The following is a 15,354-nucleotide window of genomic DNA, read 5'->3' as shown; positions in this document are numbered from 1 at the left end:
GGCAGCCGGGGCGAGCCTGCCCGAGTGGGGGAGCCGCCCGGGCTGCGCGGGCGGGGCCCGGGCCCCGGGCGCCGCCTGGGCCCGCCGGGCGGGGTCCGCCCCCGGGGCCCGGGGTGCGGACCCACCACCCCCCACACCTCCGATCTATGGCCCCGGATCGGAGTCGGGCCCGCAGGAAAGTCCAACTCCCTTTCCTGCGGGTCCCCTTGTCAGGTGGTCTACACCTCACTACGGTCCCGTGGAGCTTCTGCACCCCCGGGGTTGCCCAGGAGGCCGTGGCGGGGCATACGTCGGACCGTTCCGGATCGCGTACGGCCCGTGCACGCACGGCGTCGCCCTGCCCGGCCCCCGGCGACGGCCCCGGGTGTGCTCAGCCGCGTCCCGCCCCCTGCCGCCTGATCCGGAGGCCCCATGCGTCGCGCCGTACCCGTCCTCTCCCTCCTCGTCGGGCTGCTGGCCACGGCCCTGACCGCCCCCTCCCCCGCCGGGGCGAGACCCGCGCCCCCGGCCGGCACCACCGCCCCCGCCGTCCCCGACGTGGTGCCCCGCCCCACCTCCTGGACCGGCCTCGGCGGGTCCGGCACGCTCACCCACCGCAGCCGGATACTCGTCGCCCCGGTCCCCGCGCGGCCGGGCGGCGCCACCCCGGAACGCACCACCACGCTGCCCGCCGGCCGCGGCGAGCTGATAGCCCCCTCGTCGCAGACCCCCGCCCAGGTCGCCGCCCAACTGCGGGACGACATCCGCGCGGTGAGCGGCCTCACCCTGCCGGTGCGCACCGACGCGCGGCGGGCCGCCAAGGGCGACATCGTGCTGCGCCTGAGCGACGACAGGGCGCTCGGCGCCGAGGGCTACCGGCTGGACAGCGCGGCGGCGGTACGCATCGACGCCGCCTCCACCCACGGCCTCTTCTACGGCACCCGCACCCTCCTGCAGCTGCTGCGCGCCGCCCCCGACCACCGCACCCTGCCGCGCGCCCGCTCCCTGGACGTACCGGCGCAGCGGATGCGCACCGTGATGCTGGACGCGGGACGCAAGTACTGGCAGCCGTCGTACCTGGAGAACCTGGTGCGGCGGATGGGCGACCAGAAGCTCAACACCCTCTTCCTGCACCTGGCGGACTCGGAGGGCTTCCGGCTGAACAGCCCGCGCTTCCCCGGGCTCGCCGACCCGGAGCACAGCTACGACCGGGCCGACATCGAACGCCTCAAGAGGTTCGCGGCCCGCCACCACGTGCAGGTGATGCCCGGCATCGACGTACCGGGGCACGCCACCGTCCTCACCGAGGCGTTCGGCATCGGCTTCGGCGACGGGCCGAACCCGTGCACCCCCGCGCACACCCACTCCCACCTGACGCCGAACTGGATGGTCGACATGACCAGCGAGCGGGCGGTCGCGAAGTCCGCGGAGGTCGTGGCGGAGTTCGCGGGCTGGTTCGACGCCCCGCTGTTCAGCATCGGCGCGGACGAACTGCCCGGTCAGCTCGCGGACTGTCCGAGGGTGAAGGAGCACCTGGCGGCCGACCCGGACGTCTCGACCCTGGGCGACCTGCTCAACCGGTACATCAACACCCTCGACGCGGTGCTCGCGCGTCACGGCAGGCGCACCGTCGTATACAACGGCTCCGAGCACATGGCCGCCCCGCAGCAGAAGGTGAACCCCTCGGTCGTCTTCATGAACTGGGAGGGCTCGGGGACCGACCCGGCGATTCCCGGCCACGACGAACTGGCCCTGGCGCCCTTCTACGTGACGCCGAACAACTACCACAACCGGTACCCCGACGAGTCCTGGATGTACGGGAGCTGGGCCCCGAGCACCTCCTCCGACATGCTCGGCTCGATGATCACCAACTGGGCGGACTACAACTTCTGGGCCGACGACGCGTACTTCGAGGAGCACACCCGCGCCCCGCGCGCGATCCTCGCCGACCGCTCCTGGAACGCCTCCCCCGTCCCCGACACCCTCGACGCCTTCCGGGCCAGGCTGGCCAGGATCGGCGAGGCGCCCGGGGTGACCGAGCCTCCGAGCAAGCCGCGCACCGGCGCCTCGAAGCCCGCCCACCACTGGACCTTCGACCCCAAGCCCTACCCGCGCGGCTGGACCTGGGCGGGCAGCCCCGGCAACACCCTGTACGCGCAGGACAGCGCGGGCTCGCTGCCGGGCAGCTCGTACATCATCAACAACCCGGTGCCGGTGTCCGACGGGGTCCGGGGCCAGGCATGGCGGTTCGACAGCGACCGGGACGGGGTCGGCTTCGGCGGTCTCGACGTGGCGGAGCCGTGGACGGTGTCCACCTGGGTGCGCTCGACGGGCCGCACGGCCGACCAGGTGCTGCTCTCCTCGAAGGCGGGCGCCCTCAAGCTCCAGCAGCGGGGCACCGGCCGGGTCGGCTTCACCCGCTACGGGGGCGCGGACCACTCCTTCGGCTACACGCTCCCGCTGGGCGAGTGGGTGCAGCTGACCTGGGTGACCACTCCGGGCAGGACGACCCTGTACGCCGACGGGGAGCGGGTCGGCTCGGTGGCCGCCTCGATCCCGCTGCCGCTGCGCTCGATCGGCACCCCGCAGGCGGGGCTCCGCGGCGACCTGGACGAACTGCTCACCTGGGACGCGGCCCTGAGCCCCGCCCAGGTGCGCGCGCGGTTCGCGCAGTACGGCCGCTGAGCCGCACCGCCGCCGAACCGCGCGCGGCCCGCGGCGCACCACCGGTGGTGCGCCGCGGGCCGGCCGGGCCGGGCCGTCACCCCAGGGCGGCGACCCGGTCCCGGTAGCCCCGCACCGCGGCGGCGTCCCGGTAGGGCTCCAGCCTGCGCTCGAACTCGCGGACGTACTCCGTGGCCCGCGCGGAGCGCATCTCGGAGGCCTGCTGGGCCGCCTCGGCACCGAGCGTGCACGCCTGGTCCAGCTCGCCGAGGCCGAGCCTGGCCTGGGCGAGCACCACCCGGCAGAACAGCCGGCTGCGCGCATAGCCGTGCGGGCGCAGCTGGAGGGAGCGCTCGGCGTGCTGGGCGGAGGCCCGGTACTGCTGGAGGTCGCGGTGGCAGTGCCCGAACTCGTCCGCGAGCTGCGCCTCGTCGAAGAACTTCGCCCAGTGCGGTACGTCGTCGCCGGGCCGCGACGCCTCCATCGCCCGCTCCGCCCGCACGAGCGAGGAGGTGCAGGCCCGCACCTCGCCGAGCACCCCGTGGCCGCGCGCCTCCACGGCGTGCAGCAGGGCCTGGACGACGGGCGGCGCGGCGGAGCCGACGCCCTGCTGGGCGACCCTGGCCAGCTGGACCGCCTCGCGCCCGTGCCCGAGGTAGACGGCCTGGCGGCTCATGGTGACCAGCACGTAGGAACCGTAGGCCCGGTCGCCCGCCGCCTGCGCGAGCCGCAGCGCCTGCACGAAGTACCGCTGGGCGAGGCCGTGGGCGGCGATGTCGTACGAGGTCCAGCCGGCCAGCCGGGTCAGATCGGCGGCGGCGGCGAACAGCCGCCGGCCGGTCGCCTCCCCGTAGACCCCGCGCAGCATGGGTTCCGCCTCGTGCTCCAGGTAGCGCACGAGGGCCTGCCGGGCGTGGCCGCCGCCGTACGCGTGGTCCAGGGTGCGGAAGAGTTCGGCCACCGACCGCAGGGCGGCGATGTCGCCGGAGGTGACCCGCTGTCCGGGCCCCCGGTCGGTCTGCCGCTGCCGGGGCATCGCGGGGGCGGGCCGGCCGCCCTGGACGGGGACCCGGACGCCGGGCACGGCCGGCTGCGGCACGGGCGGGGGTTCCGCGCCGCGGCCCACCCGGTCGTCGGCCCGGCCGATCAGCCAGTCCCGGCTGGGCACGACGAGCCCGGCCGGGGTGAAGGCGATCTTCCGCAGTTCGGCGTGGCTGCCGGAGTCCTTGCGCCACAGACCGCTGACGATGTCGACGGCCTCCTCGGGGGTGGCCGCGAATTCGAGGCCCGCGTAGACCGGGGCGCAGGCGTCCAGCCCCAGGTCCTGGGCGGACAGGCGTCTGCCGAGGCGGCGGGTGAACACCTCGGCGATGAGTGCGGGCGTGGTGCCGCGGGGTTGCTGGCCGCGCAGCCAGCGGGTGACCGACGTCTTGTCGTAGCGGAGGTCCAGTCCGTGCTCCAGCCCCAGCTGGTCCACCCGCCGGGCCAGTCCTGCGTTGGAGAATCCCGCTTCTGCGATGAGCGCGGCGAGCTGTCGGTTGGGGATGCGCTGCGGAGGTCGTTCCGTCATCAGCTCTGAGCTCTCCTGCCTTCCGGGCCCCGGGTACAGCCCTCATGGAACGGCGCGAATTTAGCGATTCCGGGCCCTCCAACCGACTTCTGCGCCTCTGCTTCATCCGATCGTGTGACGATTCACGGAAGGCGCTGACGGAGACCCCGTCCTTCGCCCGGTCACCGCCCTGCCCACGGGCGGTTGCTCCCGCGGCCGTACAGTTGCAGGGGGCGTGCGATACGAAGGAGACACCACCGTGAGTGACCTGCGGTTTGTCCGATGGGGGTTCGGCGGCGATGCCGTCGAGTACCGCGAGGCGTGGCAGAAGCAGCGTGAGGTGCACGCCGCCCGGTTCGCGGACGAGGTGCCGGACACCTGTCTGCTCCTTGAGCACCAGCCCGTCTACACGGCGGGGCGGCGCACCGACGACAGCGAGCGCCCCCTGGACGGCACGCCCGTGGTGGACGTGGACCGCGGCGGCAAGATCACCTGGCACGGCCCGGGTCAGCTGGTCGGCTACCCGATCATGAAGCTGCCCCGTCCGGTCGACGTCGTCGCGCACGTGCGGCGCCTTGAGGACGCCCTGATCCGCACCTGTGCCGAGTTCGGTCTGGAGACCACCCGCGTCGAGGGCCGCAGCGGCGTGTGGGTGCTGGGCGACCCCGTCGAGCACCGCCCCGCGGTCGGCGGTCTCTCCCTGGACTTCGACCCCCGGCTGTCGGACCCCGAGTTCGACGCCCGGCTGAACGGCCCCGAGTACGCGCCCTCCAACGCCGGCCAGCGGCGCGAGGACCGCAAGCTGGCGGCGATCGGCATCCGGGTCGCCAAGGGCGTCACCATGCACGGCTTCTCGCTGAACGTGAACCCGGACAACACCTGGTTCGACCGCATCGTGCCCTGCGGCATCCGCGACGCGGGCGTGGCCTCGCTGGCGGGCGAGCTGGGCAGGGACGTCACCATCGAGGAGGTGCTGCCGGTGGTGGAGAAGCACCTCGGCGAGGTGATGGCCGCAGCCGCACTGGCGCCGCGCGTCGTGGAGAAAGCACCCGAGACGGCCTCCGCCTAGGGAATGCCCTTGTCCGGCCCCAGGTTGTCCGGACGTAAAGCCATACAAATATCGGGCGTACCCTGGTGTTCGCCGAAGAATCGAAGCCGTTTTTGGCAAGAGGGAGTGCTGGACGTGTCCGCTGTCGCACCCGACGGTCGCAAGATGCTGCGCCTGGAGGTCCGGAACAGCCAGACCCCCATCGAGCGCAAGCCCGAGTGGATCAAGACCCGGGCGAAGATGGGTCCCGAGTACACCAAGATGCAGGCCCTGGTGAAGGGCGAAGGACTGCACACGGTGTGCCAGGAAGCTGGCTGTCCCAACATCTACGAATGCTGGGAGGACCGCGAGGCGACCTTCCTCATCGGCGGCGACCAGTGCACGAGGCGCTGTGACTTCTGCCAGATCGACACCGGGAAGCCCGAGGCGCTGGACCGGGACGAGCCGCGCCGCGTCGGCGAGTCCGTGGTCACCATGGACCTGAACTACGCCACCATCACCGGCGTCGCCCGCGACGACCTGGAGGACGGCGGCGCCTGGCTGTACGCGGAGACCGTGCGCCAGATCCACCAGCAGACGGCCGGCCGCGAGGCCGGGCGTACCAAGGTGGAGCTGCTGGCCCCCGACTTCAACGCGGTCCCCGAGCTGCTGGACGTCGTCTTCGAGTCCCGCCCCGAGGTCTTCGCGCACAACGTGGAGACGGTGCCGCGCATCTTCAAGCGCATCCGCCCCGGCTTCCGGTACGAGCGCTCCCTCGACGTCATCACCAAGGCCCGCGCGGCCGGTCTGGTGACCAAGTCGAACCTGATCCTCGGCATGGGCGAGACCCGTGAGGAGGTCAGCGAGGCGCTGCGCGACCTGCACGAGGCGGGCTGCGAGCTGATCACCATCACCCAGTACCTGCGGCCCTCGCCGCGGCACCACCCCGTCGAGCGCTGGGTGAAGCCGATGGAGTTCGTCGAGCTGAAGGACGAGGCCGACGCGATCGGCTACTCCGGTGTGATGTCCGGGCCGCTGGTCCGCTCCTCCTACCGCGCCGGACGGCTGTACGGCCAGGCGATGGAGCGCCGCGGAACGCCGGTGGCGGCCTCGCCCGCACTCTGAGCACCATGTGAATCCCGGCACAGCCACGCGGTGCCGGCGGCACGCCGCGACGACGCGGCCCGTACAACCCCCGCAGGTCGGGGCGTCGTACGGGCCGCGTCAGCGTTTTCACCCGTACCGTCAAGGTTTCATCGGTGTTTGACCGGTCGGTCACGTACTGGTAACACCAATCAGTGACCCTGGGTTCACACACCGCGATTCTCCGGTCACGCCGATACGCCGTATTCCAGAGGGGGACCCCCGACATGCAGGCCGTACGCGCCAACGCCCTCCCGTCCGTCACCGACGCCCTGCGACTGGTCGAGTCGCTGCTGATGGGTACCGGGCAGCGCACCGCCCGCCGCAACGCGTGGACCTCCGTGCTGGAGGACCGGCGCCGGGCCAAGGACCGGGTGGAGACGGAACACGTACTGGAGGCCGTGTCCGCTCGTACGTCCTAGGCAACGTAAACTTTCTCGTATGGCGAGGAAGGAACGCGCAGCGAACGCGGACACTGCGAACCCGGGGCGACTCAAGCAGATTGCCCTGACGTACAAGATGACCCGGCGCAACGACCCCAAGGTGGGTCTTGTGGTCGCGGGCGTGGGCATCGTCATTTTCGGTGTCCTTCTCGGCCTCGGGTTCCTGATCGGTCACCCGGTCTACCTGGGCATTCTCGGCTTCCTGCTGGCCTTCCTCGGAATGGCGATCATCTTCGGACGCCGCGCCGAGCGCGCCGCCTTCGGTCAGATGGAGGGGCAGCCGGGTGCCGCCGCGGCGGTGCTGGACAACGTCGGCCGTGGCTGGACCACGACCCCCGCGGTGGCGATGAACCGCAACCAGGACGTCGTCCACCGGGCCGTCGGCAAGGCGGGCATCGTGCTGGTCGCCGAGGGCAACCCGAACCGGCTGCGCACGCTGCTGGCCGCCGAGAAGAAGAAGATGGCCCGCATCGTCGGTCCCGACGTCCCGGTGCACGACATCATCGTCGGCAACGGCGAGGACCAGACGCCGCTGAAGAAGGTCCGCACCACCATGCTCAAGCTGCCCCGCCCGCTCACCGGCCCGCAGGTCACCGCGACCAACGACCGGCTGCGCGCGATGGGCGACCTGATGAGCAACATGCCGCTGCCGAAGGGTCCGATGCCCAAGGGCATGAAGATGCCGCGCGGCCGCTGACCCGCTCCCCCGTTCCTTCTACGCAGAAGACGGCCCCGGAACCGAAGGGTTCCGGGGCCGTCCTGCTGTGCGCGGGGCTTCGCCGGCGGTCGCCCGACCGGTTCGGCCGCCTGTCGGCCGTCCGGCTACATCCGCACCTGTACGGCGCGCGAGAGGCGGTCGTGCAGGCCGCGGCCGTCACGGTCCCAGATCAGCGCGGGGATCGCCAGGCAGAGCAGCACGCTGCGGGCCACGACCCAGCCGAAGCCCAGCCGGCCGCCGTGCTCGGAGACGACTCGCAGGCCGAAGAGGCGCTTGCCGGGGGTGCAGCCGACCGTGCCCACGGTCAGCACGCTCAGTACGAGGAAGATGCCGAGCGCCCAGTTGCCGGCCGCCTGGGTGTCGCCGCGGGCGAAGAGCCCGTACGCGATGAGCAGGCACAGCAGCCAGTCGACGAAGAGGGCGCCGAAGCGGCGGCCCACCGGGGCCACCGAACCCGGCCCCTCGGGGGGCAGGCCGAGGCGCTTGCCCCGGTGTCCGAAATCGGCGCCCATTTCCTCGGCCGCCGCGCGCGGCCCAGAGAGCCACGATCCGATTGCTTGCCTGTTGTCCACCCGTCCAAGGTACTGCGCCCCCTTTCGTTACGGTCCGGGCGGGGGCGGTCCGGGCGCGGTCCGGGGGCGGTCCCGGGGCGGTGCGGGGGGCCGGGCGGGGCGGTCCCCGGGGCGCCGACGGTATCCGCCCGGACGCTCCGAGGGCTGTCGCTGGAGGGTGCTGGTTAACTTGGGCGAAACAAATGGGTCATGCTGGAGAAATCCCGTCTGCCTATGGTCGACGCCAGCGTGTGCCACCGCACTGGCCCGCACGAAGACCCGCAGAAGAGCGGCAACCCCGTCCGGCCCCGGGCGGGAGTAGGAGGAGCTGGATGTTCGGGAACGCCGACGAAGCCAAGAATTTCATCGCGGAGAACGACGTCAAGTTCGTGGACGTCCGGTTCTGCGACCTGCCGGGCGTGATGCAGCACTTCACGATCCCCGCCTCGGCCTTCGACCCGGACGAGGAGCTCGCCTTCGACGGCTCGTCGATCCGTGGCTTCCAGGCCATCCACGAGTCCGACATGGCGCTGCGCGCGGACCTCTCGACGGCCCGCATCGACCCCTTCCGCCGTGACAAGACGCTCAACATCAACTTCTTCATCCACGACCCGATCACGGGCGAGCAGTACAGCCGTGACCCGCGCAACGTGGCCAAGAAGGCGGAGGCGTACCTCGCCTCGACCGGCTTCGCGGACACCGCGTACTTCGGTCCCGAGGCCGAGTTCTACGTCTTCGACAACGTCCGCTTCCAGACGTCGGCGAACGAGAGCTTCTACCACATCGACTCCGAGGCCGGCGCCTGGAACACCGGTTCCACCGAGAACAACCGCGGTTACAAGGTCAAGTACAAGGGCGGCTACTTCCCGACCCCGCCGGTCGACCACTTCGCCGACCTGCGTGCGGAGATCTCCCTGGAGCTGGACAAGAACGGCCTCCAGGTCGAGCGCCAGCACCACGAGGTCGGCACCGCCGGCCAGGCCGAGATCAACTACAAGTTCAACACGCTGCTCGCCGCGGCCGACGACCTGATGCTCTTCAAGTACGTCGTGAAGAACGTCGCGTGGAAGAACGGCAAGACCGCGACCTTCATGCCGAAGCCGATCTTCGGCGACAACGGCTCGGGCATGCACGTCCACCAGTCGCTGTGGCAGAACGGCAGCCCGCTCTTCTACGACGAGCAGGGTTACGCCGGCCTCTCCGACATGGCCCGCTACTACATCGGCGGCATCCTCAAGCACGCCCCGTCGCTGCTCGCCTTCACCAACCCGACGGTGAACTCCTACCACCGCCTGGTCCCGGGCTTCGAGGCGCCGGTCAACATGGTGTATTCGCAGCGCAACCGCTCCGCCGCGATGCGCATCCCGATCACGGGCTCCAACCCGAAGGCCAAGCGCGTCGAGTTCCGCGCCCCGGACCCGTCCTCCAACCCGTACCTCGCCTTCGCGGCCCTGCTGATGGCCGGCCTGGACGGTGTGAAGAACAAGATCGAGCCGCCGGAGCCGATCGACAAGGACCTCTACGAGCTCGCTCCCGAGGAGCACGCGAACGTCCAGCAGGTCCCGACCTCCCTGCCGGCCGTCCTCGACGCCCTGGAGGCCGACCACGAGTACCTGCTGGCCGGCGGTGTCTTCACCCCCGACCTGATCGAGACGTGGATCGACTACAAGCGCACGCAGGAGATCGCCCCGATCCAGCTGCGCCCGCACCCGCACGAGTTCGAGCTGTACTTCGACCTCTAAAGATCAGGTCCAGGCGACCTGCGAGGGTTCCTGGAAACAAGCACTGACCTGCGAAAACACTGCTCAGCAGTACTCGCTGTTCCCGCTTGCTTTCCGCCCTCTTGTGCACCGCGTGTGCACCGCCGGACCGATTCCCTGACGTCGCGTCAGCAACAGTGAGGCCACCACTCCCGTCGGAGTGGTGGCCTCACTCGTTCTGTGTCGCAGCCCTGGGTGTGACGCTCGCACACACGTTCATTCACCTTGAAACCCGACCTCTTCGTCCCGAATGAGATTCGGTGAAGATCGAGTTGGCCTGGTGGCAGGTGAAGTACTAGGACTCCCCACAGACTGCCTAGACCAGCACTGACTTCCCCGGCCAAGCCGATGAGCAGCGACGGGACCGGGTCCGAGTATCCAGCGTCGGATGCGGCAGGGCGCTACTCAAATGCTCCACGGCCAGGACAGATCATCGCCGCCACACACCTTCGCTGGTTCAGCAAAGGGCGTATCTCACGGATCGCACGGGTGATGATGGAGTGGTTCAGCTTGAACTAGCTGGCCAGCGCATCATGCGCGGCTCCATGGTAGAGACGCCGGAGCGCGACGAGCAGTAGGTCGACAAAGACCAGCTCCACCAGGGCCCGCAAGAAGGCCGATCTCGGCAACGAATTCAGTGATCACATCCCTGTTCAGACCAGTGATCCGCGGGCCGTTGACGATCACCGCACGGGCAACGCTCCCCATGAACCAGCCATGCCGCAGCGCAGCCCGGCCGCCAACCATGCACGAGCTCGTTAGCAGCTAAAGCTAACCAGTGCAGGTCAGGGGCTAGAAAGGCCAGGGATCGGCGATCGAACCGTCGATCTCCAGGCCGTAGCAGCGCACCTGCTCAGCCTCCTCCTCTCTACCCTCTTCCTCCCAGAGAGCGGCGAGCAGGCGGACGCCACCGCCAACATTGACCGCCACACGATGCGTGCGCTCAGCGCCGGCCGCGTTCCGGTGCCGTTCCATCATGGCCAGCCGCTCCAGCGCGTAGAGATTCCCCCGCCCTGCCGCTCGCCGATACAGAGCCTCAGCCCGGTCCACGTGGCGTACCTCCTGGAACCAGGCCGCCACTGCCCAAGTCTGCGGGCTCCGGAACTCCGTCAGCCGGTGCAGAATCGACTCCGCTTCGATCTCGTCTTCGAAGTGCAGGCCCAGCAGTACGGCGGCAGCAGCAAACGTCGCGCCCTGCCAAGGCGGCTTCGCTGCGTCAAACGCGTCCCGGTCGGCCAGCTCGATGGCCGACCAAGCCAGCCGTTCGGCTTCTGTCCGGTCACCGCCCGAGTCCCGTTCGACCGCCATCATGGCCAATTCGAATCCATCGCCGCGCTCCGCGAACGTTCGAGCCAGACGCTCGGCCTCGTCCCACTCGTCAGCACGGCACTTGAGTGTCACCAGTGCACCCTTGGCGTTCCGGTCACCCGCCGATGCTCCCAACCACAGGAGCCGTTCGTACTCTACGAGGTCGCCCGTGTTTCGGCGCAGTTCAGCCAGCAGGAAGGGTGCTTCCGGATCTCCGAGCGCCACAGCACCCGTCAATGCTGCTTCCGCCTCCGGGCCGTGGGACAGAACCGCCGCCAGCGAGGTCAGTGCGGAAGCCCGCCCCGTCGTGGCCGCTTCTCTGATCAGCCGCTCTGTCTCGTCAGGGCCATCGAACTCGCTGAGCGTCCAGGCCAAAGCCAGCATTGGCTCCGGATCCCCGCTCCTGAGAACCGACCGCGCCACGGTCTCGGCTTCCTCGGTCAGGCCCCGGTACGCCATCATCGTGACGATCGTCTCCCAAGCCGGACCGTGCCCCGCATCCCCCGCGCGGCGCAGCAGTGCGGCCGAAAGGCGCAGCCGACCCCGACGCTCTGCGGAGCGGGCCAGTTCGTACAGGTCAGCGGCGGTCGCCGCGTGGTGTTCAACGGCGTGCCAGAACGAGGCGGGCGGGAAACACTCACGCCGAGCCGTCCGGGCGTAGTGGTCGAGGTAGTCCGCCAGGCGGCACACTCCCGAGCGAGCGCCCATGCCGTGATCGCGGGCCACGTCGCCGAGGGCCGCCACCACGTCCTTAACCTTGATCCGTGCGAAGGCCAACGCGGTCTCGAACCAGTCCGCGGGCGCTGCAGCGCGCTGAGCGTCCGTGAGATAGCCGGATGCGGCAGCTTCCAGCAGCGCGAAAGGGAGCGGAGACGTGTGGCCGAGTCGGCGTGCGTCCATCGCTGCCGTGACAACGGCCTTGCCGTAGCAGTCCTGCGCTCCGTCCGCTTGCTCGTACCACTGGACCAGGTCCGGGCCCCCCGCCAGGGTCTGTGTGATGGCACCATCCGGGGCGGTTCGCGCAGCGACAGCCAGCGAACCATCATCTGTCTCATGCAGCCGCTCCAACGCCGAGCTGTCGAAGACCGCAGGAACAGTGATCACACGCGCGGACGCGAGCAGCGCCCTGGCCTGGGGGTGGCGTTCCTGCACACCAGTCGGACGCTCGGCCAGTTCGATTCGGTGGCCCGGCCAAAGTGTGGCGATGACTACCAACGGCTCCGGCTGCTCCAGCCGTCGACGCAAGGCGGCGGCAGCGGCCTCACCTCCAGGACCGCCGAGCAACTCCTGGGCCTCGTTTAGCCAGAGCACGGTGCGTGGGGCAAAGGCGTCGGCCACGAGCAGCCTATACATGCTGTCGGCGTCCTTCGGATACGCCAGCGCCCAGTCAGCAAGGCAGGCCGCGACCGCCTCGTACGCGGTGCGAGTCTTCCCAGTGCAGCTGTACCCGTTCAGCACGACCAGGACTGGGTTCTCTCCAGACGCCGCATCCGTCAGCAGGTCTCGCAGCTCGTGATCATGACGGCGGGCGATGTACTCCGGGAGCACGAAGCCAGTTGCGGCCATTCGCAGCGGATCGGCGATCGCCCCGTGCACGCCGAGCCGCTCGGGCTGCCAGTCGGCCAGCGGACGCGGCAGATCGAGGGAGCCGACGCTGCCGGTCCCTACGTCCGTGCACACCGGCTGTCGCGCGGTCCCGCCGTTCTGCCCGCCAATCCGCTCGGCCACGGCATCCCGATGGCGACGGCGCCAGTAGTCGAGGTCGAAGAGGTGCCGCTCGTCGAGCAGTGGCTCCACGCCCTGCCGCTTCGCCTCGGCATCGATCGCACGGACCATCCCAATCAGGCGCTCTGCGGACGTCGGCAGGTTCCGTCCGAGGAGCCAGCCGCCAACTGTCGAAGGCGATTCGACACGGGCGCTGCGCGCGAGTCCACGCAAAGCCGGCACGGGCCTGAGCCTGCTGAGGCGCCACTCCCCCAAAGCTCGTAGGTCCGATCGAAACCGCTCCTCAGCCCTGCCCGGCACGCCGCCCCCTGTCCGATCTGCCTCGCCCTGCCATTGGACGGCCCCTCGGCGTACGCCGGTGACCTCCCACCCTCGGCTTCGACTGTACAAACAGAGAATCCGGGTTCCGAACGGGTCGGACGGACAGCGAGAGTCCCCATCGACCCGTTCTCAACGAAGGGATCCCCTCGTGCAATTCGCCGATGCCGTCCGGGCCATTGCGGCCGTGCTCTCCTCTCAAGGTGTCGTCTTCCTGATCGTCTTCCTCCTGTTCTATCTGGGCGTTGTCCTGCCTGCGGTTTGGTCGCGCCGAAGCCATCGTCGCCACGCTGCCGCGCGAATCCTGGAGCTGATGCTCAGCCAACTGCTGCTCGCGCTGCGCGTGTTGGTTAGTCCCTTCCGGCGCTGACCGGCCTACTCGACATCGGTGGCGCCCGGCGCCAAACCGTTCCGCTCCCTGACTGGCTCCGCCTGGGGCCCACCGCCCTACCGACCGCCCCGTACGGCACCTGCTGGTCGACCAGGCCGGGGCTCGCCCCCTCGCACCCATGCTCACCAACAGCGCGGCTCTGTCATCTTCAGGCAGGCGCCGGCAAAGGCACAGCCTCTCCGTTTGTGAGCCCTCCCGCAGTGTGCACCGATCGTGAAATCATCTTCGATGATTCACGCGTATCTGCACGTCAGAGGCGTTTCCAACCTCTACTTCGACCTCTAGGCCGCGGCGCCACCCTCGACGGAGCCCCGTCACTGCCCTCGCGGGCGGTGGCGGGGCTCCGTCGTGCCCGGGGGCGTTACGCGGCCGGGGTGCGCGGGGTGGAGAAGTGGCGGGCGCCCGGGGCGAGGGACGCGGCGGCGGGGGCGAGGAAGCAGAGGGCGGCGCAGACGGCGAGGACCGGGGTGGGTCCGAAGGCGGTGAGGGCGGGGGCGATCAGGGCGAGGCCGAGGGGGGCCAGACCGTAGGAGAGGAGGAAGTCGAGGGAGGAGACCCGGGCCAGCTTGTCGGGGGCGACCTCGCGCTGGGTGGCGGTGAACCAGGGGACGTTGAAGAGTTCGATGCCGACGCCGGCCAGGACGTACGCGGCGATGACGACGGCCGGGTGCACGGGCAGGGCGAGGGCGAGGGGCGCGAAGCCGTAGCAGGCGAGGCCGAGCAGGGCGGTGCGGCCCTGGGCGCCGGGGCGCCAGCGGGCCATCAGGAGGGCGCCGCCAAGTGCGCCCAGGGTGTAGGCGGTCATGGCGGCGGCGAGCACGACCTCGGTGCCGTACCGGTCGCGGCTGAGGAGGGGGAGGGCGACGCCGGTGGCGGAGTAGCCGGTGGCGATGACGGTGGTCAGCGCGCCGAGCCCGGCCAGGAACCAGGGGTGCCGGCGGGCCTCGCGCAGCCCGTCGACGAACTCGGCGCGGAGGGAGGGGCGGCGCTCCGGCGGCGCGGTCGCGTCGGTGGCGGTGGTCCCGCGGTGGGTGCCCCTGCCCGGGACGAGTGCGGCGACCAGCCAGAGCAGCCCGATGCCCAGCAGCAGGGACGCCGTGTCGAGGAGGACCGCGAGCAGGGCGGTCAGGGCGGGTCCGGTCAGGGTGGTGACCCGTACGGCCAGGGTGGTCGCGGCGTTGGCCCGCTGGCGCTGTTCCGGGGCGACGACCTCGGCGGTGAGCGCCTGGAACGCGGGCCGGACGGCCCCCTGTCCCGCGCCGGCCAGCGCGGCGGCGCCCACCATCAGCGGCAGCGAGCGGCCGAGTCCGAGGGCCAGCAGGGGTGCGGCGGCAGCGGCGGCGAGACCGGCCACCAGGACGACACCGCGCCGGGTGTGGCGGTCGGCGAGGACGCCGCCGACCGCGACGGCTATCAGGAATCCGGCGGTACGGGCGGCGAGCAGCAGTCCGAGGGCGGGCGCGGTCAGGGTGCGGTCCAGGACCGCGAGGCCGAGGACGAAGGGCAGCGCCCAGGTGGCGAGGCCGGACGCGGTGGTACCGGTCCAGAGCCGGAGGAAGCCGGGGTCGCGCAGGACGCCGCGGGCGGGGGCCGGGTCCGGGTCCGGCTGCGGTGCCGGGTCCCGCTGGGGCTGTGGGCTGGGGTGGGCGGTCGTCACGAGGGGGAACTCCTGGGGTTTCGGTGATGCCAACTCAGTTCGCAGGGCGACGAGTTGGAGGGCAGGGGGCAGGTGCGGGCCCGTGGCCGGGACCACGAGGGACTAGCTTATTGAAAATGAT

11 protein-coding genes are annotated in these 15,354 nt (G+C 70.7%); 7 read left to right on the top strand and 4 right to left on the bottom strand.

Annotation, left to right across the window (positions count from 1 at the left end):
• Nucleotides 1–411 precede the first annotated feature (411 nt).
• The gene (locus ACFYVL_RS20180) at nt 412–2,664 is read left to right on the top strand and encodes a family 20 glycosylhydrolase (RefSeq protein WP_389246551.1); all 2,253 of its coding nucleotides are present in this window, start codon (nt 412–414) and stop codon (nt 2,662–2,664) included.
• 76 nt (nt 2,665–2,740) lie between these two features.
• Here ACFYVL_RS20180 and ACFYVL_RS20175 read toward each other — a convergent pair whose 3' ends face one another.
• The gene (locus tag ACFYVL_RS20175) at nt 2,741–4,213 is read right to left on the bottom strand and encodes a regulator (protein WP_389246549.1); all 1,473 of its coding nucleotides are present in this window, start codon (nt 4,211–4,213) and stop codon (nt 2,741–2,743) included.
• A gap of 238 nt (nt 4,214–4,451) precedes the next feature.
• Here ACFYVL_RS20175 and lipB point away from each other — a divergent pair, with 238 nt between their 5' ends.
• The 4 genes from lipB (at nt 4,452) to ACFYVL_RS20155 (ending at nt 7,502) form a co-directional block, all read left to right on the top strand.
• Entirely contained in the window at nt 4,452–5,261 is an 810-nt protein-coding gene (lipB, locus tag ACFYVL_RS20170; protein ID WP_389246546.1) for a lipoyl(octanoyl) transferase LipB, read from the top strand.
• Nucleotides 5,262–5,375: 114 nt separating this feature from the next.
• Nucleotides 5,376–6,344, top strand: coding sequence for a lipoyl synthase (lipA, locus tag ACFYVL_RS20165; RefSeq protein ID WP_389246544.1), 969 nt, complete (start codon nt 5,376–5,378; stop codon nt 6,342–6,344).
• 245 nt (nt 6,345–6,589) lie between these two features.
• The gene (locus tag ACFYVL_RS20160) at nt 6,590–6,784 is read left to right on the top strand and encodes a hypothetical protein (RefSeq protein ID WP_389246542.1); all 195 of its coding nucleotides are present in this window, start codon (nt 6,590–6,592) and stop codon (nt 6,782–6,784) included.
• 19 nt (nt 6,785–6,803) lie between these two features.
• Nucleotides 6,804–7,502, top strand: coding sequence for a DUF4191 domain-containing protein (locus ACFYVL_RS20155; RefSeq protein ID WP_389246539.1), 699 nt, complete (start codon nt 6,804–6,806; stop codon nt 7,500–7,502).
• Between the two features lie 125 nt (nt 7,503–7,627).
• Here ACFYVL_RS20155 and ACFYVL_RS20150 read toward each other — a convergent pair whose 3' ends face one another.
• Nucleotides 7,628–8,095: an RDD family protein gene (locus ACFYVL_RS20150; RefSeq protein ID WP_389246537.1), complete on the bottom strand. Its 468-nt coding sequence runs from the start codon at nt 8,093–8,095 to the stop codon at nt 7,628–7,630.
• A 311-nt stretch (nt 8,096–8,406) separates the two neighbouring features.
• On the opposite strand from ACFYVL_RS20150, the gene glnA reads away from it, so the two are divergent.
• A complete protein-coding gene (gene glnA / locus ACFYVL_RS20145) occupies nt 8,407–9,816 on the top strand; it encodes a type I glutamate--ammonia ligase (RefSeq protein WP_389246535.1) in 1,410 nt (469 codons plus the stop codon).
• Between the two features lie 810 nt (nt 9,817–10,626).
• Here glnA and ACFYVL_RS20140 read toward each other — a convergent pair.
• Nucleotides 10,627–13,089 carry a hypothetical protein gene (locus ACFYVL_RS20140; protein ID WP_389246533.1) on the bottom strand — a complete coding sequence of 821 codons (2,463 nt, stop codon included), beginning with the start codon at nt 13,087–13,089 and terminating at the stop codon, nt 10,627–10,629.
• A 247-nt stretch (nt 13,090–13,336) separates the two neighbouring features.
• Here ACFYVL_RS20140 and ACFYVL_RS20135 point away from each other — a divergent pair, with 247 nt between their 5' ends.
• Nucleotides 13,337–13,555 carry a hypothetical protein gene (locus ACFYVL_RS20135; RefSeq protein WP_389246531.1) on the top strand — a complete coding sequence of 73 codons (219 nt, stop codon included), beginning with the start codon at nt 13,337–13,339 and terminating at the stop codon, nt 13,553–13,555.
• Between the two features lie 382 nt (nt 13,556–13,937).
• Here the strand turns inward: ACFYVL_RS20135 and ACFYVL_RS20130 are convergent, their stop codons facing one another.
• Nucleotides 13,938–15,149, bottom strand: coding sequence for an MFS transporter (locus ACFYVL_RS20130; protein ID WP_389246593.1), 1,212 nt, complete (start codon nt 15,147–15,149; stop codon nt 13,938–13,940).
• Nucleotides 15,150–15,354: the final 205 nt, after the last annotated feature.

This window comes from Streptomyces sp. NPDC004111 (assembly GCF_042874215.1).
Lineage (GTDB): Bacteria > Actinomycetota > Actinomycetes > Streptomycetales > Streptomycetaceae > Streptomyces.
This window is presented reverse-complemented; position numbering and strand designations above follow the sequence as displayed.

Coding starts and splice junctions, on each gene's coding strand:
- ACFYVL_RS20180 (WP_389246551.1), top strand. CDS start 412: ATGCGTCGCGCCGTACCCGTCCTCTCCCTCCTCGTCGGGCTGCTGGCC.
- ACFYVL_RS20175 (WP_389246549.1), bottom strand. CDS start 4,213: ATGACGGAACGACCTCCGCAGCGCATCCCCAACCGACAGCTCGCCGCG.
- ACFYVL_RS20160 (WP_389246542.1), top strand. CDS start 6,590: ATGCAGGCCGTACGCGCCAACGCCCTCCCGTCCGTCACCGACGCCCTG.
- ACFYVL_RS20155 (WP_389246539.1), top strand. CDS start 6,804: ATGGCGAGGAAGGAACGCGCAGCGAACGCGGACACTGCGAACCCGGGG.
- glnA (WP_389246535.1), top strand. CDS start 8,407: ATGTTCGGGAACGCCGACGAAGCCAAGAATTTCATCGCGGAGAACGAC.